General features: G+C 39.1%; 27 protein-coding genes. 6 read left to right on the top strand and 21 right to left on the bottom strand.

Annotation, left to right across the window (positions count from 1 at the left end; genetic code table 11):
* Positions 1–7: 7 nt before the first annotated feature.
* The 8 genes from rsmH to ABE41_RS09160 form a co-directional block, all read right to left on the bottom strand.
* Positions 8–940, bottom strand: a complete 933-nt coding sequence (gene rsmH, locus ABE41_RS09195) for a 16S rRNA (cytosine(1402)-N(4))-methyltransferase RsmH (protein ID WP_066289152.1) — start codon at positions 938–940, stop codon at positions 8–10.
* A 33-nt stretch (positions 941–973) separates the two neighbouring features.
* The gene (gene mraZ, locus ABE41_RS09190; RefSeq protein WP_066289146.1) at positions 974–1,405 is read right to left on the bottom strand and encodes a division/cell wall cluster transcriptional repressor MraZ; all 432 of its coding nucleotides are present in this window, start codon (positions 1,403–1,405) and stop codon (positions 974–976) included.
* A 128-nt stretch (positions 1,406–1,533) separates the two neighbouring features.
* Positions 1,534–3,156 carry a bacillithiol biosynthesis cysteine-adding enzyme BshC gene (gene bshC, locus ABE41_RS09185; RefSeq protein WP_066289143.1) on the bottom strand — a complete coding sequence of 541 codons (1,623 nt, stop codon included), beginning with the start codon at positions 3,154–3,156 and terminating at the stop codon, positions 1,534–1,536.
* 80 nt (positions 3,157–3,236) lie between these two features.
* Positions 3,237–3,620 (bottom strand): DUF3397 domain-containing protein, encoded by a 384-nt coding sequence (locus ABE41_RS09180; RefSeq protein WP_066289141.1) that lies wholly within the window; start codon positions 3,618–3,620, stop codon positions 3,237–3,239.
* Positions 3,621–3,624: 4 nt separating this feature from the next.
* Positions 3,625–4,518 (bottom strand): ketopantoate reductase family protein, encoded by an 894-nt coding sequence (locus ABE41_RS09175; RefSeq protein ID WP_066289139.1) that lies wholly within the window; start codon positions 4,516–4,518, stop codon positions 3,625–3,627.
* A gap of 269 nt (positions 4,519–4,787) precedes the next feature.
* Positions 4,788–6,329 (bottom strand): acyl-CoA carboxylase subunit beta, encoded by a 1,542-nt coding sequence (locus tag ABE41_RS09170; RefSeq protein WP_066289136.1) that lies wholly within the window; start codon positions 6,327–6,329, stop codon positions 4,788–4,790.
* A 49-nt stretch (positions 6,330–6,378) separates the two neighbouring features.
* Positions 6,379–6,591, bottom strand: coding sequence for an acetyl-CoA carboxylase biotin carboxyl carrier protein subunit (locus ABE41_RS09165; protein ID WP_066289134.1), 213 nt, complete (start codon positions 6,589–6,591; stop codon positions 6,379–6,381).
* Between the two features lie 18 nt (positions 6,592–6,609).
* The gene (locus ABE41_RS09160) at positions 6,610–7,953 is read right to left on the bottom strand and encodes an acetyl-CoA carboxylase biotin carboxylase subunit (protein ID WP_066289131.1); all 1,344 of its coding nucleotides are present in this window, start codon (positions 7,951–7,953) and stop codon (positions 6,610–6,612) included.
* 166 nt (positions 7,954–8,119) lie between these two features.
* On the opposite strand from ABE41_RS09160, the gene ABE41_RS09155 reads away from it, so the two are divergent.
* Positions 8,120–8,599, top strand: coding sequence for an N-acetyltransferase (locus ABE41_RS09155; RefSeq protein WP_066289129.1), 480 nt, complete (start codon positions 8,120–8,122; stop codon positions 8,597–8,599).
* 31 nt (positions 8,600–8,630) lie between these two features.
* On the opposite strand, the gene ABE41_RS09150 is transcribed toward ABE41_RS09155, so the two are convergent.
* The 4 genes from ABE41_RS09150 to ABE41_RS09135 form a co-directional block, all read right to left on the bottom strand.
* On the bottom strand, positions 8,631–9,200 hold the full coding sequence (locus tag ABE41_RS09150) for an RsfA family transcriptional regulator (protein ID WP_066289123.1): 570 nt from the start codon (positions 9,198–9,200) through the stop codon (positions 8,631–8,633).
* A gap of 357 nt (positions 9,201–9,557) precedes the next feature.
* The gene (locus ABE41_RS09145) at positions 9,558–10,322 is read right to left on the bottom strand and encodes an enoyl-CoA hydratase/isomerase family protein (RefSeq protein ID WP_066289120.1); all 765 of its coding nucleotides are present in this window, start codon (positions 10,320–10,322) and stop codon (positions 9,558–9,560) included.
* Between the two features lie 79 nt (positions 10,323–10,401).
* Positions 10,402–10,575, bottom strand: a complete 174-nt coding sequence (gene rpmF / locus ABE41_RS09140) for a 50S ribosomal protein L32 (protein WP_066240492.1) — start codon at positions 10,573–10,575, stop codon at positions 10,402–10,404.
* A gap of 51 nt (positions 10,576–10,626) precedes the next feature.
* Positions 10,627–11,145, bottom strand: coding sequence for a YceD family protein (locus ABE41_RS09135; protein WP_066289118.1), 519 nt, complete (start codon positions 11,143–11,145; stop codon positions 10,627–10,629).
* A gap of 151 nt (positions 11,146–11,296) precedes the next feature.
* Here ABE41_RS09135 and ABE41_RS09130 point away from each other — a divergent pair, with 151 nt between their 5' ends.
* Complete coding sequence (locus tag ABE41_RS09130; protein ID WP_066289115.1) at positions 11,297–12,502, top strand: nucleotidyltransferase; 1,206 nt, start codon at positions 11,297–11,299, stop codon at positions 12,500–12,502.
* 377 nt (positions 12,503–12,879) lie between these two features.
* Here the strand turns inward: ABE41_RS09130 and ABE41_RS09125 are convergent, their stop codons facing one another.
* Positions 12,880–13,920 carry a SepM family pheromone-processing serine protease gene (locus ABE41_RS09125; protein WP_066289112.1) on the bottom strand — a complete coding sequence of 347 codons (1,041 nt, stop codon included), beginning with the start codon at positions 13,918–13,920 and terminating at the stop codon, positions 12,880–12,882.
* On the bottom strand, positions 13,907–14,704 hold the full coding sequence (locus tag ABE41_RS09120) for a patatin-like phospholipase family protein (protein WP_066289110.1): 798 nt from the start codon (positions 14,702–14,704) through the stop codon (positions 13,907–13,909). The genes ABE41_RS09125 and ABE41_RS09120 overlap by 14 nt, the downstream gene beginning before the upstream one ends.
* 129 nt (positions 14,705–14,833) lie before the next feature.
* On the opposite strand from ABE41_RS09120, the gene ylbJ reads away from it, so the two are divergent.
* On the top strand, positions 14,834–16,051 hold the full coding sequence (gene ylbJ, locus ABE41_RS09115) for a sporulation integral membrane protein YlbJ (protein WP_066289107.1): 1,218 nt from the start codon (positions 14,834–14,836) through the stop codon (positions 16,049–16,051).
* Here the strand turns inward: ylbJ and coaD are convergent.
* The gene (gene coaD / locus ABE41_RS09110) at positions 16,048–16,536 is read right to left on the bottom strand and encodes a pantetheine-phosphate adenylyltransferase (RefSeq protein ID WP_066289099.1); all 489 of its coding nucleotides are present in this window, start codon (positions 16,534–16,536) and stop codon (positions 16,048–16,050) included. The genes ylbJ and coaD overlap by 4 nt on opposite strands.
* A gap of 20 nt (positions 16,537–16,556) precedes the next feature.
* The gene (rsmD, locus tag ABE41_RS09105; protein WP_066289097.1) at positions 16,557–17,111 is read right to left on the bottom strand and encodes a 16S rRNA (guanine(966)-N(2))-methyltransferase RsmD; all 555 of its coding nucleotides are present in this window, start codon (positions 17,109–17,111) and stop codon (positions 16,557–16,559) included.
* Between the two features lie 340 nt (positions 17,112–17,451).
* Here rsmD and ABE41_RS09100 point away from each other — a divergent pair, with 340 nt between their 5' ends.
* A complete protein-coding gene (locus ABE41_RS09100; protein ID WP_066289095.1) occupies positions 17,452–17,829 on the top strand; it encodes a DUF7147 family protein in 378 nt (125 codons plus the stop codon).
* Between the two features lie 39 nt (positions 17,830–17,868).
* Here ABE41_RS09100 and ABE41_RS09095 read toward each other — a convergent pair whose 3' ends face one another.
* Positions 17,869–18,144, bottom strand: a complete 276-nt coding sequence (locus ABE41_RS09095) for a YlbG family protein (protein WP_066289093.1) — start codon at positions 18,142–18,144, stop codon at positions 17,869–17,871.
* Between the two features lie 112 nt (positions 18,145–18,256).
* Here ABE41_RS09095 and ABE41_RS09090 point away from each other — a divergent pair, with 112 nt between their 5' ends.
* Positions 18,257–18,580: a hypothetical protein gene (locus ABE41_RS09090; protein ID WP_066289088.1), complete on the top strand. Its 324-nt coding sequence runs from the start codon at positions 18,257–18,259 to the stop codon at positions 18,578–18,580.
* A 3-nt stretch (positions 18,581–18,583) separates the two neighbouring features.
* Here ABE41_RS09090 and ABE41_RS09085 read toward each other — a convergent pair whose 3' ends face one another.
* The 4 genes from ABE41_RS09085 to ylbD all read right to left on the bottom strand — a co-directional run bounded on the left by ABE41_RS09085 (position 18,584) and on the right by ylbD (position 20,547).
* The gene (locus ABE41_RS09085) at positions 18,584–19,018 is read right to left on the bottom strand and encodes a YlbF/YmcA family competence regulator (RefSeq protein WP_066289085.1); all 435 of its coding nucleotides are present in this window, start codon (positions 19,016–19,018) and stop codon (positions 18,584–18,586) included.
* Positions 19,019–19,345: 327 nt separating this feature from the next.
* The gene (locus ABE41_RS09080) at positions 19,346–19,777 is read right to left on the bottom strand and encodes a hypothetical protein (protein ID WP_066289083.1); all 432 of its coding nucleotides are present in this window, start codon (positions 19,775–19,777) and stop codon (positions 19,346–19,348) included.
* 66 nt (positions 19,778–19,843) lie between these two features.
* A complete protein-coding gene (locus ABE41_RS09075; protein ID WP_066289081.1) occupies positions 19,844–20,131 on the bottom strand; it encodes a YlbE-like family protein in 288 nt (95 codons plus the stop codon).
* 14 nt (positions 20,132–20,145) lie between these two features.
* A complete protein-coding gene (gene ylbD, locus ABE41_RS09070; RefSeq protein WP_066289078.1) occupies positions 20,146–20,547 on the bottom strand; it encodes a spore coat protein YlbD in 402 nt (133 codons plus the stop codon).
* 401 nt (positions 20,548–20,948) lie between these two features.
* Between ylbD and ABE41_RS09065 the strand changes: the two genes are divergently transcribed.
* Positions 20,949–21,428 (top strand): PaaI family thioesterase, encoded by a 480-nt coding sequence (locus ABE41_RS09065; protein WP_066289073.1) that lies wholly within the window; start codon positions 20,949–20,951, stop codon positions 21,426–21,428.
* Positions 21,429–21,437 lie beyond the last annotated feature (9 nt).

Raw genomic sequence — 21,437 nt, 5'->3', positions numbered from 1 at the left:
CTCCTCTCTATTTCTGCTTTTCGGCAATTCTTAGTTTCGCTGATCGAGATCTTCTATTCTCTTCAAGCTCGTTCTCTGTTGGCACAATTGGTTTACGTGTGATCAGTTTTAAAGTTGGTTTGTATTCTTCTGATATGATAGGCAGCCCTGGAGGGAGTTCCGGGCCTGTACTGGCTTTTTTTAGTATATTTTTACACGCACGATCTTCAAGTGAATGAAACGTGATGACTGCAATACGTCCACCGATATTCAATAGTTCAATGGAGTCTTTAAGTGCATCTTCAAAGGCGTTCAGTTCATCATTAACTGCAATACGAATGGCTTGAAATGTCCTTTTTGCCGGATGACCACCTGTTCTTCTCGCAGGTGCAGGTATAGCATCCTTTATTATTTCGACAAGTTCACCGGTTGTTTGAATCTCTTTTTTCTCTCTGGCCGCTTCAATTTTTCTTGCGATCTGCTTAGCGAACTTTTCTTCGCCATATCGAGAAATAATCTTCATCAAGTCGTTAAAAGACCATTCATTTACAATTTGCTTCGCTGTAAGTTCACTAGTCTGATCCATTCGCATATCTAATTCAGAATCATGCTGATAACTGAATCCCCTGTCAGCTTCGTCAAGCTGCGGTGATGAAACCCCAAGATCGAAAAGAATCCCATCTACTTCTTGTACCCCAAGGCGGTTCAGCTCTTCTTTTATGTACCGAAAATTACTGCGGACGATCGTGAACTTCCCTTCATATTCTTTCAACACCTGCCGTGCATTTTCGATAGCTTTGTCATCTTGATCAAAAGCATATAAATGACCGGTTTCTAATTGGGACAGTATAAGTGCACTATGGCCTGCCCCACCCAACGTACAATCAACATAAATTCCATCTGGTTTAATGTTTAATGCATCTACTGATTCTTGTTTTAAAACGGTTATATGGTCAAACAATGGAAAATTCCTTTCTGCTGTAAACTTAAGGGTTTATAAATCAAAGTCCATAAGACTCTCTGCAATCTCACCAAAAGAATCTTCTGATTTTGAGAAGTATTCTTCCCAAATTGATTTGCTCCAAATCTCAATTCTATTCGACACACCTATCACTACGCAATCCTTTTCTAGTTTTGCATAGTCTCTGAGCGGAGATGCAATATTCACTCTTCCCTGTTTATCAAGCTGGCATTCTGCAGCTCCAGAAAAGAAAAAACGGGTAAAGGCCCGTGCATCCTTTTTAGTAAATGGCAGGCTCTTTAATTTTTCCTCAATAACCTTCCACTCACTTAAAGGATAACCGAATACACATTGATCCAACCCGCGAGTCAAAATAAACTCGGTGCCTAGTTCTTCACGAAATTTGGAGGGGATGATCATACGTCCTTTCTCATCGATGCTGTGCTGATACTCTCCCATGAACATATGATCACCCCACTTTCTCCCCTAAATCTACCACAACGCTCCACTTTTCACCACTACAAGTATTATTCGTTTACAAAAAAAAAAATCCTGCTGTCTCACAGGATTTTTTCGAAAATATTTTTTCATTTTTACAGGAAAACAATTTTATGTTTTTCATTGAAACAAAAAGGGAATTCTAATAGGTCTTTTATTAAATCTGAGCCTTCTTCGTTCATATATTGATATACGTTCCACACTCTTTCTTGCAATACACCGCCTGGTTTTAATTCCAGCATAATTTCATCAAATTCAGCAAGCGGAACTTTTACTTTTTGCCTGACACGCTGTTCCATCTTTTGTTCCATATAATCAATCTCAGATAAAATACGGTTCAAGTTTTGCTCAGCGACTGGAAGCAGCTTAGGATCTATTTCCTCAGCAAGCTTTACCAGCTGTGAATATGATTTTGCGATATCCGATTTCACAGTCTCTATTGAATCATTCGTTTCAACAGGTCTGTTCTCATCGAACCAATCTCTTTTGTACTTTTCAGTTCCTTCTACTAACACCTGTTCCGCTCTAAGTTTCTTAGAATCTAAGAGTCCCTTAATCCTTTGTGGTACAAGTGTTATAGACAGTCTTGGCATTACTACAGGCATTTTACGGTCAAAATGACGAAAGACTTTTCCAAGTGATGCCCAGTATGAAATTTCTCCTGGACCTGCTATAAAGGATAAAGCAGGCAGCAGGAATTCCTGCATTAAAGGACGAGTCACTACATTATTACTGAACTTCTCTGGATAAAGTGCAGCTTCTTTCAATAATTCATCTACAGAAATTGTAAAGTCTTTTTCCTTAGAAGTGAAACCATGTTCATTTCGAAATAACAGAATACGCTCCCCATTTTTCGTGTAAAACAAATGAGCATTGTTTTGCTGAACTTCAATCGGATCAGCAAATCCCTTACTGTTCAGATTCTTAGTTTGCATTTTAAATGCCTGATCGATATCAAGATTGTTTCGAATCATCTTTTCAAGATATTTAGATTGAAGCTTTTTGAATTCAGGATCACCTGAATCCAGTAATATTAATCCTTCTTCTGAAAACCAGCATGAAAGAAGTTTTGCAAAAAAGGTTACGATAGAGTCTGATTCGTAAAGAAAACGTTCAGTTTGTGCAAGGAAGTCATTTGTGAAAGCAGTTTCTCCAAACGAACGAAAAACATCTTTGAGCCAAGGCTTCACATCATCTGGATCCCATTGCCACAATGAAGCAGAAGATTTTACTGATGACGCTGCTTTTAAAGAAATTTTCTTAGCAGTATCATTCATAGGAACAATAACGTGGTTTATCTCATCCATATCATGATCTTCACCTGCTATCCAGAATACAGGAGCAACTGGAACCCCAAGCTCTTTTTCTGCTTGTTTGGCTAAATGAATTGTGCTGATACATTTATAGATTACGAGTAGCGGTCCAGTAAGAAGACCGGCTTGCTGCCCTCCTACAACTGCTAATCCATCACTGCTTTTTAATTTTTGAATGTTATTCAGTGTTTTGTCTGAAGTACCGATCTTTTGGTTGTATGATGACAAATATTCAGTCAGTTCATTTCTTGGAAACGAATAATTCTTTAACTCCTGCTGTCTTTTAAAAAAATCCCTGTTGTTAAAAGGCTCTTTATAATCAAAAAAACTGGCAGCATCCTCATCTCCATTCAAGTACTTCTCTAGAAATGGCGATGTCTGAAGTTTTATTTCCTCCAGTCTCATTTATGTACTTCCTTTCTGCATATCAATTACATCCTTAAAGAGTATAGCAAAGAAACAGCCTTGATTATAAAAGATATGCTCTAAGCCTTAAGTATGCGATCGATTATCCCGTATGCCATAAGTGAAAAATAGCCAAAAGTAAGCAGCAAAAACTGCAGCCGCCAGTTCAGTCTGAAGATTTTCCCCAGTGGCATGTCCAGATCATTTTTCCAGATTAGTAATGTGAACAATACACATCCTGATATAAACAATATGATTAGTACCCAATAATAAGATTGGCCCCAAATTTCAACTGTCATTCTTTCAATCGAAAGAAATAAAAAAAGGGTTGTTACATCCGTACTTATTTTAAAAGCTTTTCTTTTTTTCCTGGTTACTTTATAAATGCTCATATTAACAACAAAAAAGACAAGAAATGGTACCGTTATGAATGAAGCAAGAACAGCACCAAAAACACTAGACAATTACTCATCCTCTCCAATCCAATGCTTTAACAGCTTTAAACACATGCATAGAACAAGGAACCAGTATGTTCCTATTCTTTGCACGCTCTATAATTTCACCTGTAATGCTGTCTATTTCAGTTATTTGGCCGCTTTCGACGCTCTTTAGCATAGAAGAACGGTTAAATGAAGTATTTCTGCAAAGATCTAACAATTCCTTCCATAATTCAACTCGTTTATCCGTCATATCCAAAACTAAAATTGTTTCTTCAAAAAGTTCCTTCATGATTGAAAGAGCATATTTATTTTCGATCAATTGACCGTTCGGTATTCTAAGCATTGCAGTTACTGGATTTATGGAGGAATTCATAATTAATTTTTTGTACAGCACTTCTTCCCAATTGTTCTCTGCAGTGACAGGAAAATGTAAACTATGAAGAATTTCAATCCATTCAGATGTTGAATCACCTTTAAAAGATGACACTTTAATTCTGCCTTCTCCTAAGTGGTGAACAGATGAAAACCTTTCTTTAACTGCTCCGTGCTCCACAACTCCCACTGAGAGATTCTCTTGCGGAAGATTTTCTAAAAATTTTATATGGCTAATCCCGTTCTGCAAAAACAAGTACGATACTTCTTGGAATTTTTCATCTTTTAAAAAGAATAATTCCGGGATCGAAGTTTGTTTCACCGTAATGATGCAGTACGATTCTTCACCTGAATATTCCTTCACTTGGCGTGCTTGAACATTAACGTTTTTTTCATTGCTTGATTGATTTCTATATGTAATTCCATTTTGATTTAAAAATTCAGCTTGTGCATTAGTTCGTGTATATATAACAGGTTCATGCCCGTTTAATTTGAGAAAATAAGAGATTAATAAGCCAATTGCGCCCCCGCCAATCACACCGACTTTCATAGAATACCTCCCTACCATCAATTTTCTTAGTATGATTTTACCATATAAAAGGAATTACCATAACGACGATGAACACACCTCGTCAGAATTCGCTTGTAAACGCAGGAGCACATGTACTTGGTTAAAGGTGAGACTCCTGAACGGGCAATGCGCGAGGAGGCTCACCGCACGCCCCGCGGAAAACGAGCAACCTGGAGCGGAAATCAACCACTTTCAAGAGCAACAATGCGAAAACAAAAACACCCCTCCTTCAGAAGGAGGGGTGCATTTTATACAGGATATACTGGATGTTTACGTTCACTGAAAATCATTTCTTTGTTTTCATAGAAACTAAATCGGTTCTTCAGTTCATCTCTAAGGGATGAAGGGGAAACGATATCATCAATGATCATTTCTGATGCAAGCTTGTAAATATCAATGTGTTCTTTATATTCCTGCTGTTTTTGCTGTACGAATTGAATTCGCTCTTTCACATCTTCAATCTCGTTAATTTTATTGGAATAAACAGCATTTACTGCTGCTTCTGGTCCCATGACAGCAATCTGCGCTGTTGGAAGCGCCAAACAGCAGTCTGGTTCAAAAGCAGGACCTGCCATTGCGTAAAGACCAGCACCGTATGCTTTACGAACGATTACAGAAATTTTCGGAACCGTAACATCGCTCATCGCAGCAATCAGTTTTGCTCCGTGTCGGATAATTCCTGCTCTCTCAACTTTTGTCCCAATCATAAAGCCGGGAACATCTGATAAGAAAAGAAGCGGAATTGAGAAAGCATCACAGAGAGTGATAAACCGTGCAGCTTTATCTGCTGAATCTACAAATAATACTCCGCCTTTTACTTTAGGCTGATTTGCAATAATACCAACCGGCTTTCCGTTAATACGTCCAAATCCAGTAACGATTTCTTGTGCGAACAGCTTTTTCATCTCAAAGAAGCTGCCCTCATCAATCAATCCATCGATAAACTCATACATATCAAAAGGAACGTTTTGATTTTCTGGAACAATCTCCTCGAGCTCTCTCCCTGCTTTTGGAGAGAGTGCTTCAGAAACCGGTGCTTTTTCTTTATAGTTACTAGGGAAGTAAGAAAGATAACGGCGAGCTTCTTCAATTGCTTCTGTCTCATCTGCAGCCAGAACATCACCGCATCCGCTTATCGAACAATGCATTCTTGCTCCGCCCATTTCTTCAAGCGTTACTTTTTCGCCAATAACTTTTTCAGCCATACGCGGACTTCCTAAATACATGGAAGCATTTTGATCAACCATGATAACAACATCACAGAAAGCTGGAATGTATGCTCCACCTGCAGCAGAAGGACCAAATAAAATACAGATCTGAGGGATCATCCCTGACATCTTCACTTGATTATAAAAGATTTTCCCTGCTCCGCGCCGATTTGGAAACATGTCGATCTGATCTGTTATTCTTGCTCCCGCTGAGTCAACAAGATACAGCATCGGCACTTTAAGTTTTTGAGCCGTTTCTTGAATACGGATTATTTTTTCTACAGTACGTGCTCCCCAAGAGCCTGCTTTTACTGTAGAGTCATTTGCCATTACACAAACTGTTTTTCCACCCATCTTACCGATCGCAGTAACAACACCATCAGCAGGCAGATCACCTGCTTGGTTGTTAGCGAATTTTGCATCTTCTACTGTATATTCACCTTTATCGAATAATTGTTTAAGACGGTCACGCACGAACATTTTGTTTTGGGCACTGTTTTTTTCATGATACTTTTGTGCTCCTCCAGCTTCTATCTGTTCAATTTTCTCTTTTAGCTGATTTTCTAATTTTGCTACCATCATGTACCTCCTTCAAGAGAGTGAGCGCTCGCTCAGAATGTGGGCATAACTTTTATTTCAACGTAACGAGTACGTCTCCCTCATTTACAAAATCGCCAGATGCAAACTTGATGCTTTCTACTGTTCCTGCATCTGCAGCATCAACCGGAATCTCCATTTTCATAGATTCCAAAATAATAACGGTTTGTCCTGCTGTTACTTCATCACCTTCACTTACTAATACTTGCCATACTGTTCCTGCCATAGATGCTGTAATTTCTTTCATGTTCTCTCTCCTTTTTGTTTACGGTTTGCTTACTGATCTCTTGCTGAGGAAATCTGTTGTGTAGTTCCCTTTTCTAAATCCTTCATCTTCTAATAGCTGTTGAAAAAGCGGCACGTTTGTTTTGAGCCCTTTAATCTGAATACTGTCAAAGAAACGCTTTGCGCTAATCAGACATTCAGCACGATTGGAATCGCTTACAATAATCTTCGCAATCATTGGGTCATAAAAAGGTGTGACCTGATTTCCGCTTTCATACCCTGTATCAATTCTCACGTTATCCATTTCAGGCCAAACTAATTCTTCAATCTTTCCAGGCGCAGGGAAGAAAGAAACTGGATCCTCAGCATACAGTCTGAATTCCATCGCATGCCCTTTGCTCAAGATCTCATTTTGAGCCAGTGGCAAAGTTTCTCCTTGTGCGATCTGAATCTGCCATCTTACTAAATCAAGTCCTGTAATACTTTCTGTCACGGGGTGCTCAACTTGAAGACGTGTATTCATTTCCAGGAAGTAGAAATCACCGTTCTCACTTACTACAAATTCAACTGTTCCTGCATTCACATAATTTACAGCTTTTGCTGCTTCCACCGCAGCTTCTGTAATTTTTGAGCGAAGACTTTCAGTTAAAAAAGGTGAAGGAGATTCTTCTACCACTTTCTGGTTTCGACGCTGAATGCTGCAGTCGCGTTCGTACAAGTGAACGATATTCCCATGTGTATCACCCATTACCTGAACTTCAATATGTCTTGCGTTTTCAATACATTTTTCAATAAACATTCTTCCGGAGCCAAAATAGTTCTTAGCCCTCTGCTGCGAGGATACGAAATGCTTATGAAGATCTTCTTTATTTTCGCATTTTACCATTCCGATTCCGCCGCCGCCGCTGCTTGCTTTAAGCATGACAGGATAACCGATCTGTTCAGCAAGTTTCACACCTTCTTCTACATCCTCGATTGGTTCGATAGTGCCCGGAACGATTGGAACGCCTGCTTGCTGCATCGTTTTGCGAGCCATGATCTTGTCACCCATCCACTCGATGGTTTGAGGTGAAGGACCAATAAATTTAATATCTGCTTCTTCAATTTTTTTAGCAAACTCGTCATTTTCAGATAGAAGGCCATACCCAGGGTGAATAGCATCCACTTTTTGCTCGATAGCGGCTTTTAAGATAGAATCACTTTGTAAATAAGATTTGGCAACCGGGGATTCCCCAATATGTATTGCCACATCAGCAGCCTTTACAAAAGGGAGGTCTTTGTCTGCATCAGAATAAACGGCAACTGTTTCAATATTCATTTCTTTACACGTTTGAATAATTCGAAGTGCAATTTCTCCACGATTAGCTATTAAGATTTTTTTCATGTTAATCCTCCTTCCTGTTGTCAACATTACCTTTTTCGACAAAAAGACTCATTTTCCTTTTTTGAAAGCGCAAACTAAACGAATATTTTATTTTTAAAGAATTTTTAGCATAATTAGTATATACTATAAGCATAGAGAAAAGTACAGAATGACTGGGGGAGAGAAGATGTTTCAATATGAAGTTAAGAAATTATTAGTTAACTATAAAACATTGGAAGAGTTTAAACAGTTTAAAGAATATGGTGTACAAGAACTGTCAATGCTCGAGGACCTTCAAGAAAATATGATTGAAAACGACAGCGAGTCCCCTTTCTACGGAATTTATTACGGTGATAAGTTAGTCGCACGAATGAGTTTATATCAGATCGAAGCGGCGTATGATCAATATTTTGATCCTCCGCAAGACTATTTAGAGTTATGGAAACTGGAAGTACTTCCGCATTACCAGACAAAAGGACTTGGAAGAGCTCTAGTGGAGTTTGCTAAAACGTTTAATTTGCCTATCAAGACTAACGGAAGACAGCAATCAGGCAGCTTTTGGGAGAAGATGGGGTTTGAGGCAGTAACATATAATAAAGACCGCGACCGCGGACAAAATCCTTATGTATGGTATCCATCCGGAGTAAGCGAACAGCGGCTTGCATAAATTGAAAAAAGATGGCAGATGCCATCTTTTTTTAATTTTCAACAGGTACTTCTGTCAGTTTTCTAGCTCTTTCCATGATCTGCAGAATTTCTTTATAGTCACGGCAAACAGATTCATATTCTTTATTAACTTTATCCAGCTTATTTTTCAGAGTTCCGTTCTCTTTTTTCATATGCTGCAGCCTTGAAAGCAGGGCTTTGTTTTCAGCTTCTAAATTTTTTGCGGATGGACCTTCTGATTGTAGCTGCTGTAAAAATACAATGATTTCATTCAGTGAGAGACTTTTCTCTCCTTCATTTCTGCTATAGACTTCTGCATTGACAGAAAATGAATTATCGCTGGATTGTAAAACTAGCTGTTTACCTTTTCTTTTATTGCGTTCTTTGCGAACTTTTTTCGCTTCAGCTATCGCTTTTTCATATTGTTTGCGTATAAGTGAGTTCCACCTAAACCCACAGGCAGCAGGTGTTCTTGTTAATTTCTCTCCCACCTCTTCAAACGCAACAAGCTGTGTACTGCCTTCACGTATGTGCCTTAGTGTAATTTCTGCAAGAATCGCATCTTCGTCTTTTGTCCAGGCATCCTGGCGCAAATTGGTCATTATGATCCCCCCATTTTAGTGGTTTGTAATATGAATATGCTAGTGCTAGAAAAGATAGACTTTTTATTCTACTAAAATGAGGGTAAGTTTATTTTTTAAAAACTGTTTTCGTAACCATTGTTGCTATTAGGAGATGTTGCTTTCCGCGGGGCGTGCGGTGAGCCCCCTAGGCTATTTAAGCCTGCAGAGGTCTCACATGTCCCGCGGATCCCGCAGGATAAGGAGACTTCGACAGCGTTACATCGCACTAAGAAAATGTGATTTTTCATTTTCGAGGAGTCTCACTCCTTGCGCTCCAATCATCTAGTCAAAGAAGCCAATTCAATAATAAATATTTAAAAGCAAAAATCTTTAGAATTAAGCCTTTTTTAAAAACGCCTCTACTCTTCTATGATGTTCATCAGAAGCCCAGAGTTTTGCACATCTTCTTATTTCGTGCTGAACATTTTGCTTAATTTTCTGCTGATCAAACCTATTGAGCTGAAGCGTTTTATAGGAAGTGATTACTCCAAGAGGCTGTGAAGTGTATCGCTGTAAATAACGTTCAGCTTCTTTTTTACTGCTTCCTTTGATTACATATTGTATAAATCCGAGGTCCATTCCTTGCTTAGCAGTGACTGGAGAAGAGCTATAGAGGAGATCCATGGCTTCCGTCTGACCGATTCGCTCTAAAAGATAGCTGCCCCCACCCCAGCCAGTTGTTATTCCAAGCTTACCCTGTATAAAACCAACTTTCGCTTCAGCACGTGCAAGCCTGATATCACAGGCAGCAGCAATCTCACAACCCCCTCCAACCGCTGAGCCATTTATCAATGCTGCAGTAGGTTTAGGAAAGAAAAATAATTCATCCAGCACATTCCCCATCTTAGAAAGCATGCCAAATGCTTCATCTTCTGTTTTTAATGAGTGAAAAGCACTTAAATCCCCGCCAGAACAAAAGGCTTTTGTTCCAGCTCCCGTAATGATCAGCACTTTTACATCATCATCTTTTTTTGCTGTATCCAATAGTGATGACAATTTTTCCATCACTTCAAAATTAATTGCATTTCTTACAGAAGGACGGTTTAGCGTTACCCAACCGATTTGATTTTCTTTATGCCAGAGTACAGGCTGCTCACTCAATCTTTACACCTCCAATAAAAGAAAGCGCTTCTTTTTATGTATATGAAAAAACAGGAAGCATAAGGCTTCCTGTTTTTCATTACTTGCTAACTACTTCTTTTCCTTTGTAAGATCCACACTCACGACAAACACGGTGAGATAACTTGTATTCTCCGCACTGTGGACACTTTACCATACCAGGCATGGAAAGCTTATAGTGTGTACGACGCTTCGCTTGGCGAGTTTGTGATGTTCTGCGAAAAGGTACTGCCATTTTGTATCCACCTCCTTAAAGGTCTTGAAAGAATCATTATAACCTATTCTTTCATTCATTGTCTTTGTCAAAAAATTTAGCCAGACCAGCCAATCTCGGGTCAACCCGGTTTTGACGGTCTTCATCCGTTATCCTTTGCCATCCTTTTCCCTCTTTGGGAGCAGGACCATCTGTGACATCACCAGCCGTTATTTTCAGCGGCTTTTCAAGCAAAATATGCTCTTCGATGACAGGGAGAAGATCAACGTAATGTCCTTCGACTTTATGAAGGCTTTCTTCATCTTCAAATTCCGTATAGTTCGGGTCGAAAATGAAAATTTCCGTCGTTTTTACCGAAAATGGAAATTCCACATCCACCAATGTGCTTGCACAAGGCAGCACCATTTTTCCTTTTATCGTCAAATAAAAAGTGGCTTTTTGTTGAGTAACATCTGCATGTCCTTCTACGTAAACAGGATCAATGCTTCTGATCTCCGGGTCTTTTTCCATCACACCGCTCGCATCAACATTTTGTTCAAACGTTAACGGTTTACGGTAAAAATTCTTTAATTCCTGTAGTGACCATTTCATGTCTTTATCACCTCAAGGCAACAGTAGTAATTATATCGGTCAAAATATAAAATGTCAATATTATATCTTTACAGTGATGCTTTTGATTTTAAACTGTTTTTAGTACAATGTAAACGTAAAAGATTTAAGGTCTGTCAAGGGAGTGGAAATATTGAGAGCTACCGGTGTTGTTGTAGAATATAACCCTTTTCACAATGGTCATTATTATCATTTGCAGGAATCCAAGAATGTAACACAAGCTGACTGTATTATCGCTGTTATGAGCGGAAACTTTCTTCAGCGTGGGGAACCTGCTCTGCTTTCTAAATGGAAAAGAACGAAGATGGCTCTTTTAGGAGGCGCTGATCTTGTGATTGAACTTCCTTACGCTTATGCCACAAGCCACGCACCCCGTTTTGCTTTTGGGAGCATCTATTTGCTTCAAGCAGCAGGTGCTGATTCCTTCTGCTTTGGAAGCGAATCTGGTGATGTCACGGTTTTTAACGAAACACATGAATTAGTAAGTTCCCAAGACCATGTCTACCAAGCATATATTAGCGAATTTATCTCACAAGGGTTCTCCTATCCTGCAGCTGCTGCCAAGGCATATGAACAGCTTAATATGCCACTGACACTTGACCTAAGCAAGCCAAATAACATTTTAGGGTTTGAATACATACGTGCAAGCCGGGAACTAGGTTCAGTTATAAAGCCGCTGACTATAAAAAGAAAGAACGCGGATTATCATGATGTTGTTCTAGGAAAAGGAGACATTGCAAGTGCAACTGCTATCCGGGAAGCTGTATTCTCTCACGATATTGAAAAAGCAATTAACTATATGCCGTCTTTCACTTTTGACATATTAAAAGAAGAAAAAGAGGATAAAGGTGCATTAATGAACTGGGAACGTTTTTACCCGCTGCTTCGTTATCAACTATTATCTTCAAGTCCTTCTGAATTAAACAGGTTTTATGAAGTGGAAGAAGGATTAGAAAATAGAATGATCGAAGCAATGAAGGACTCTGACAGCTTTCATTCGTTTATGATCCGTTTAAAAACAAAGCGATATACATGGACAAGACTACAGCGAGCATGTCTTCATGTCCTGAACAAAGTAAGTAAAGAGGATATGCACCGTATTTTAGAGTCTCCTCCTGCATATTTGCGTGTCTTAGGGATGACAGAAACAGGACGCGAATATCTGAGTTCTGTAAAAAAATCATTAGAATTACCTCTGGTGACGACCGTCTCAAAACATGATTTTGAAGGTTTGAAGATGGAGGCCAAAACGTCGCTAGTGTATGCGCAAGGAGCATCATTAAGCAGGCTAGAGGCTGAGAAGGAAGAGTATAATACTCCGCCGGTGATGGTGAAGTAAGAGCGCTCATAAATTTCGTATGTCGCTCGTTTCAGCAAGGATAAATCCTGCTAAACGAGCTACTCATTCTTTTCTTAAATGCCGCAAATACATAAAGAAAAAGGATGCAGGTCCCATTAAAACAGATCTGCATCCTTTCTTTGTTAATTAAGGCTCTTTTCTAGTAGATTGTTGCTTTTGAGTCTTTTGTTACCTCTCTTCATTGACAAGTTAATTGGAGCGGAAGGTGCGAGACTCCTGCGGGAGCAGCGGGACAGGTGAGACTCAGTAAGCGCAGAGCGCTGAGAAGGCTCACCGCACGCCCCGAGGAAAGCGAGCATACTGCAGCGGAAATTAACCACTTAAAAGAGCAACAAAAATTGCGAAAACAGCCTTAATTAAAGCTTCTCCAAATACTCCAAAGCGTCATCTAAAGTCTTTACTGGCACGATCTTCATCTTCGAACCGATGTCCTTTTGGACTTTAACAGCATCACGATAGTTGTTGGCTTCAACTGGCGCAAAGAATATTTCTGCACCTGCATCATCCGCAGCTACTATCTTCTGCTGAATCCCTCCGATCGGACCCACGTTTTTCTGAAGATCCATCGTGCCTGTTCCTGCAATTTTTTTTCCGTGTGTTAAGTCTTCTTTATTAAGCTGATCTAAGATCTCAAGAGTAAACATAAGACCAGCAGACGGTCCTCCGATTTGAGAAGTGTCAATCTTAACTTTTGGATTCGTTACGATTGAAACATCTGCTACAGGTGAAGTGATTCCTAGTCCTGCTTTTGGACCTTCATCTTGCACATACTTTTTTGGGAACTCTTCAATGTTTAAAGCGACGTTCATCTTTTTATCACCGCGTAAAATAGTCAAATCTACTTTGTCCCCTGCTTTTTTAGGACTTAGCACTTCAAGCAGTTTTTTAGTTTCCATAACAGGTTTATGGTCAACTGCTACGATCTTATCTCCAACTTTTAATTTTTCTTCTGCCGGCATGCCAGACATGATTCCCGTCACATACACACCGTGATATTCTATGTCGACTTTCTTTCCTGCTTCTTGATATGCAACGATTGTCGCCGCATGCTGAGAATCTTCCATCATTTGCAGCTGTCGCTGGTTATATTCCTCATCTGTTTCATCTTCGCTTCTGATTTGATCTGCAGGTATTACTTCTCGATAATCGCTGAGTTTTGCCCATATGTACTGCGGGATATTAGCTGTACCGATCGATACGGTTGTCAGCATAAAGACCCCTTCATCTTCATCACCATCTTCTACATGAATTATCGGATCCAGCTCCCTTGCATCTCCAGGAGAAGTAATGTAGTAAGGAAGGGGATAAAAAGCGATGAATGCAAATGCGATTAAAAACAAGATTACAAATTTATTTTGTGAGAAAAAATTTTTCTTCTCATCTCTATTGATGGTCATTCGATGACTCCTTCCACGTCTTAATCTTTTCTAATATTTTTGGAACCTGCTTTCTGCCAGCTTCCTCTCCTATAGCAATGATGTCATTAACATCTTTAAACGCCGTAGAACTGAATTGCTCTACCATTGGACGGATCATAATGTCGGCAGATACTTCATGCCACCTGACCATTTCACGCTGCATGATATCTATGCTTTGAATGATCACATCAAAAATAGAAGATACCTCATGCTCGGCTTTAAAATGAGATATATCCACTGCAATAACCAAATCTGCCCCCATCTCTCGAACTACAGATACAGGCACACGGTCAATTACGCCGCCATCCACTAATAGCTTGCCGTCTATCTTTTCAGGAACCATAATTCCTGGAATAGATATGCTCGCTCTTACTGCGTCAGCTATCGGTCCAGTTCTAAATACTACTTTTTCTCCATGAAGCAAGTCAGTTGCAACGATGGCCAAAGGAATCTCCGTTTGTTCAATAAGTTTTTGCTTTGAAAGAAGTTTTATTAATTCTTTTATTTTTTTGCCAGTAATGAAGCCCATTTTTGGAACTGTATAGTCCATATAATATTTCCGTTTAAAAAGATTTGCCATTTTATAAAGGTTTTCGTCATTTTGTCCGATGCAAACCATTGCACCGACAAGCGCTCCCATACTGCTTCCAGCCACCATATCGATTGGAATTCCAGCTTCTCTTAACGCTTTTACCACTCCAAGATGCGCAAAGCCTCTGGCACCGCCAGATCCTAGAGCAAGTCCGATTTTGGGTTCAGTCATCCTTTGCTCCTCCTTTGGAAGCATCGTCTTTTTTTAACATATGGTCTAAAGAGATTCGCTATACGTATAAATAAGGATGAGGACAAGTAAGCATTGCGTAATTTATTGGTGAGAGGAGCACTCCCCTTTATGAATAAAGCACATTTAAAATCATTTTTACTGGCTGCTTCTGCAATCATTATTGCTTTTTCCATTATTATATACCCAAAAGATACCTATATGGCATCTGTAACAGGGCTCAAAATGTGGTGGGATGTTGTTTTCCCTTCTCTTATGCCTTTTTTTATATTATCTGAGGTCTTGATGGGCTTTGGTGTCGTACATCTTATTGGTGTTATATTTGAACCTCTTATGCGGCCACTGTTTCGAGTGCCTGGATCTGGAGGGTTCGTTTGGGCGATGGGAATCTCATCAGGTTTTCCCGCAGGAGCGAAATTAACAGCCCGTCTATGGCATCAAAAACAGATTACTACCATAGAAGCAGAACGTCTCGTTTCTTTTACAAACTGTTCTAACCCTCTCTTTATGTTCAGTGCGATCGCAGTTGGCTTTTTCCATAATGCAGCTCTTGGTATCGTACTTGCCGTCAGTCATTATATAGGAAATTTCGTTGTCGGCTTGATCATGAGATTTCATGGCTGGAAAAAAGACGAAAGAACTCAAAATGATATTTATCGCGGGAAAGGACTCAAAAATGCTTTTAAACACATGCATGAGGCAAGGCTGGCTGATAACCGCCCTATTGGTCAGCTGCTTGGTGATGCCGTTCAGCAGTCCACTAAAACCCTTTTAATGATAGGCGGTTTTATCATTCTGTTTTCGGTATTAAGCCGAATGATGGATCTGCTGCATGTTGCTGATCTTTTATCAAAGCTCATGAACTATATCTTCCTTCTGTTTTCACTTTCGGAAACACTAAGTCTTCCATTAATAAAAGGTATTTTTGAAATTACACTTGGCAGCAATTTAACAAGTCTTGCTCAATCCTCCGTTTTACAGCAAGCAGCAATCACAAGTTTCATCTTGGCATTTAGCGGTTTTTCTGTACAGGCACAAGTTGCCAGTATTCTTGCAGATACAGATATTAAGTTTAAACCTTTCTTTATTGCGAGAATCATGCATGGGTTTTTGTCTGCTATTATTTGTGTTTTAGTATTCCCTTATTTGTACCACGTTAAAAGCGGAGCAGCTCCGGCATTTGCCTTCATTACTGAAAAAAGTGAGGATTTTGGTAATTACGGTATGGCTGCGCTGGCACATAGTCACTATGTAACACTCGGATTTTTATTGCTTTCCATATTCATTTGGCATCGAAAACTTATTAAGAAAAACAGCCTCCGTTACTAACGGGGGCTGTTATATTTTTCTTTAAGAGCTTCTTCTACAACTTCAGGAACCAAGTCCGATACGTTCGCATGATATTTTGCAGCTTCTTTTACAATGCTTGAACTTAAGAATGAATATTGGTTATTGGTCATCATGAAGAATGTTTCGACCTCATCGTCCAATTTTTTATTGATAGAAGCTATTTTCATTTCATATTCAAAATCTGAAACGGCTCTAAGTCCTCTTAAGATAACATTTGCACCGATACTTTTTACATAATCAATCAAAAGACCATTAAAAGAATCTACTTTTACATTAGGAAACTTTTGTGTAACTTCTTTTAACAAAACTATTCTTTCATCTACTGTAAATAAAGGGTCTTTACTCTGGTTATTGGCTACTACAACAATTACTTCATCGAATACTTTTGCTCCGCGTTTAATAATGTCCAGATGACCTCTTGTAACAGGGTCAAAGCTACCAGGACAAACAGCAGTCGTTGGCATAATCTTCACCTCTTATTTTCTTAAATGCGTTTAAAAATAGAAATCGTCGTCGTTTTCCCGTAGGTTTCCTGTCTTATGCGTTGAAAGTTGCCAACCTGCTCAGGCAGTGAAATGTCTGCCCCATGTTCCGTTACGATGCTTCCATCATCTGCAAGCAGTTCGAGCTTATCAATCTCCTCCATATCTTTAATAAGCATCTGTTTTGCATAAGGAGGATCGAGAAATATCATATCAAATCGAACTTCTCTTTTATGAAGCGCTTTCAATGCGCGTTTTGCATCATTTCTAAAAACTTCCGTTTTTTCTTCATAGTTGCATTGTTTTATATTTTCTTTAATCGTATGTATAGCTCTTTGGTCTTTATCAATGAATATAAAATGATTCATACCGCGGCTTAATGCTTCGAGTCCAAGACCTCCGCTTCCGCCATAAAGATCAAGACCTGTTCCCCCCTCAAAAAAAGGGCCGATCATGTTAAAAATGGATTCTTTAATCTTATCGGTAGTTGGTCTCGTATTTGTTCCCGGTACAGCCTTAAGTGGTCTTCCTTTGCATTCTCCAGCTATTACTCTCACGTTTTTTCACCTGATTCTTTTGTCCTTTTTTCCATTACCTATCCTATCACAAGTAAACACGTAATCAAACAGTCAAATCTTTTACTAGTAAGTATAGAGCAAAATAAAAGAGGTCATACTACATATAACAACATCACGAACGATGTTGTTGCCAACCGCGGAGAAGACTTACTCCCCATAAGTTCTTCATCCGGTTTCTCCTCTCCCATCGCCTTTGAACAGAAGTGATTTTGTTTTAAAGGCAACCTGCAGCAAATGCTGCAGGTTTTTTTCATGTGTAAAACCCTTTATAACGGCTTTTTGTTATGCTACATTGAGGAAGGAGAAAGGAGCATCTGATATGATTCAACGATTTATTGAGCTTGGTGAAGGGTATTCTGATTTATATGAGCTTTTCGAAATTATGGAAACAAACCAAAATAGAGTTTCACAGCTTTTGTGTTTGAGGGTAAAAAAAGAAGACAAAGAATATGCATCTGTTGCAGCAGTTCTTAATCCTGCATCAGAGGGTAAATTTCAGCCTTTATACATATGCCGTGAAGGAATACCTATACCTTCGAAACGCTACAGCTTGTTTGAAGCAAAAGCCGCTGAGATCAATAAGGAAATTATTTCTTTTCACGTTAAACCGTCAACAGATTTTGCCGAAACTGAGCTCTATTTCCATTACCTTACCGGCATCTTAAGGCTTAACTATTTAATCCCGCCGTTAACGTAAAAAAACAGGCAGCAGCTATTCAGCTTTGCTCGCCTGTTTTTAAATACCCATTTTATAATCATATTCTTTTGCTTTATCAGCAATTTTACTTTCGTATTCGGTTTTAATTTCCTGTTTGTGGGATTTCTTTACTTCTTTTACGAAGTGCAGTGACTCTAGCTTTGCTGCAATCTCGTCTGCTTTGTTTCCATCACAATATAACACAGCATATTTCAGTCTTCTGGAAACGTAATGAACATTTCCATAGCGCCGCAGCTGCTTAGAGAACTTTAAGGAATGGAGAAAGACAGAGAGTCCACGACGGTTACCAATCATAACATAAGCCCCTTTAATTAAAAATTTTCATACCTCTATAATACACACACATTGCAAAGCTTCGATAATATATTTTACCCATACTATTTGTTTGATAAGGATGTGATGCTGTATGGACTTAAATATCATATGGGAAGATTTTTTTAATCGTACCAAACCAGCCCCTGAAGTGATAAATATCGAAAAAAAAATAATGGCAGGCATTCCTTTTGTATATGTATTAGTTGTCCCAAATACATCACTTGATGCCACAACAGACATTTTGAAAAAACATGCGGTAAAATCAATGAAAGGAAAACGTCTAACATTGGAAATAAACTTTGTCAGATCAGAAGAAAACCTTTTTGTTTTCCGTATGCGTTTCCTGGTTCCCCAGGAAAAAATGTTCTGCTGCGGCAACTTATGTTTTGATTGTATCAGACTAAGGAATAATTAGATTCTATGCACACCCGCAAGATCCTCCAGATCCACAGCCTCCGCTGCAAGAACTCTCATCAAAAAACGGATTGCCTGTCGGTACTTTAATCTGCTCCGAAACACTGTGGGCAATGATTCTGCTGCACTCAATAAGAAGCGTTTCAAGCTCTTTCTCAGCCTTCTTAAAGTTTGCTATGTTCTCATGAAAATCCAGTTCCCTTTTAAGCGTACGAACTTGTGCAGAAACTGTATGAAAGTCAGGATGATATTTACCAAACCTTTGCACTTCTTCATACTTCTCTTTCATATCTGCAAAGCGTGAGATCATCTCCTGAGCTTGTTTATCTTGTTCCAAAATGTATTTGGATTTTTTATATTCAAACGCAATGCTGGAACTTGAAACCATTTCAGCTAATGTTAAAGACTCTTCCAGCAATACAACTTGATCTAAACTCATACGACACACCTCCCTTTAGGTATGAGGTTTCCTTTTTATTATAGCGGATAATGATTCTAGTTAAAAGCACAGCCGTCTGTTAGCAGTAAATAAAAGGCTGTTCTTTTCTAAAAAAATTGTTGCTTTTGAGTATTTTTTTACCTCACTTCATTGACAAGTTGATTGGGGCGTAAGGTGCGAGACTCCTGCGGGAGCAGCGGGACAGGTGAGACCCCGCAGGCGCTATACGCCGAGGAGGCTCACCGCACGCCCCGCGGAAAGCGAGCATCCTGGAGCGGAAATCAACTACTTACAAGACCAAATAAAAAAACCCTTCGGTTAGAAGAGTCAGCGAATATGAACATATATATTTTTTTTAATCCCGTAATCTGATCCGTCAGTTTTCTTAAGCTGAAGTGTAATCTTATGTTTTCCCTGGCTCATATTTTTCAATATAAAGATAGATTTATTCGCATTCATTGTCCATTTCCCATTTATAAAAACAGCTATATACCCATCTAATCGATTCATACCTTCTGAAGCATTCCCTTGAAAAGAAAATCTAGGGATAATGTTTTCTACATAGATGCGCTGTTTTTTTACACGGTAGTTTATGGCCCAATCTTTTTCCATTAACGGATATACACTTGATGCTTCTATCGCTTTATTATTATCAGACTCATTTTGCTTGGCAGTATCAGTGTAGTTAAACCCGAATGTAACTAGAGAAACGATCATTATAAATCCGGCGGCTAGTAACATTGCCTTCTTTTTATTCATAAAAAAACCACTCCTTATAGGAATAGTTTTTTCCAAATTTTATTATATTATCCGCCTGATGTTTAATTACGCATCAGGCATCTGAGGATTAAATCCTTCAGGAGGCATGGAATCATTTGATGTCTCCCCCATAACTGAGATTAATTCCATTAATAGTCCAAAGTTTTGAAGCTGCTGGTGAAACCGGTCTACTCTCTGGCCAAATGTACGTCCATAAAATACTTTTGCGCTTTCTTCAAGTTCTGCCACTGAAAAAGGATTGCGGCATAACTTTCTATACCATTCAGGCTTTTCTCTTATATAGTACTTGAGGTCAGGTCTTGTATTTAAGTAATCCTGGATTTCTCTGCGCACTCCACTCACATCCTTTAATCTTTGTAAGAAGGATAATCATTCATTTTATTTTCCGGCAGCTGGCTTGGTCTGTCAGACTGATTATTAAATTGCTGTAAAAGTTCTTGAACTGCGTCCATTAAACTGCCAAATTGCGATAAGTATTTCTGGACATCGTTGATTTGAAGTTTGCTCAGCCCAGCGATAATATCGCCTATCGTTAGTTCTGATTTCGTATTTTGTGCAGATGATGACCGTTTATCTTGCTGCTTTTTCTTCTCTTTGGAATATTGATTCCAGCTTTCATGCTCTTCTCCTAACACAATCCAATCCTGGTAAACTTCTTTCCAGGGCCGTTTATTTTTCTTTACTTCTTTTATTAATTCAGGATGTTTTTGCACAAATTCCTTGAAGCTTTCGATATCAGTCTTTACCACAGAATCCACCCCCAGCCGTCCACTGACGAATCATGTTTTACTACATGATACATAAATGCCCAGTATTTGGTGCGCCCATTTTTCGTAAAATTTCTAAGATGATTCTGTTTACTTTATTCCACTGTGTCTAAAAAGGTACAATAAAAATAAAAGGCTGTTTTCGTAATCTTTGTTGCTCTTGTAAGTGGTTGATTTCCGCTTCAGGTTGCTCGCTTTCCGCGGGGCGTGCGGTGAGCCTCCTCGGCGCTTTGCGCCCTTGGTAGTCTCACCTGTCCCGCTAATCCCGCAGGAGTCTCGCACCTTGCGCTCCAATCAACTGTCAATGAAGAGAATGAAAAAATTACTCGAAAGCAACAATCTTTTAGAAAACAGCCAAATAAAAAGATTGAGGGAATGCATCTGTGGATATTATAGAAGAATTTAACCATTTTATTGATGAAAGCAGCGAACAAGAAAAAGAGGCTATGAAATTATTATTAAACAGCCTGAAGGCTAAACGAGAAAACACAAACCTTACTTATATCGCATCCTTATTGCAATTCAAAACTACCCTTTTAGATGAGAACCTTTTGGAAATGGAAATGCCAAATTCACCTCTGCTTGATAACTCCCTAGGAATTGTTCACGGAGGACTTACTGCAACACTACTTGATACCGCTTTAGGTACTTTGGCAAGCCATGTCCCTGGAAATAAAAAGGGAGCAGTGACCGTAGAGTTAAAAGTGGATTTCCTATCACCTGGTATTGGTGAAAAATTCATTTGCAGAGCTGAAGTTGTTCATAATGGCCGTCAATTAGTACGAATGGAAGGTAAAGTAAGAAATGAAAAAGGAAACCTAATTGCTTCAGCTACTGGAACATTCTTTAAGCTTCCAGAATGAAAGCTGGTA

The organism is Fictibacillus arsenicus (assembly GCF_001642935.1).
In the GTDB taxonomy this organism is placed as follows: Bacteria; Bacillota; Bacilli; order Bacillales; family Fictibacillaceae; genus Fictibacillus; species Fictibacillus arsenicus_B.
The sequence above is the reverse complement of the archived record's forward strand: the minus strand, read 5'-3'. Positions and strand labels throughout refer to the sequence as shown.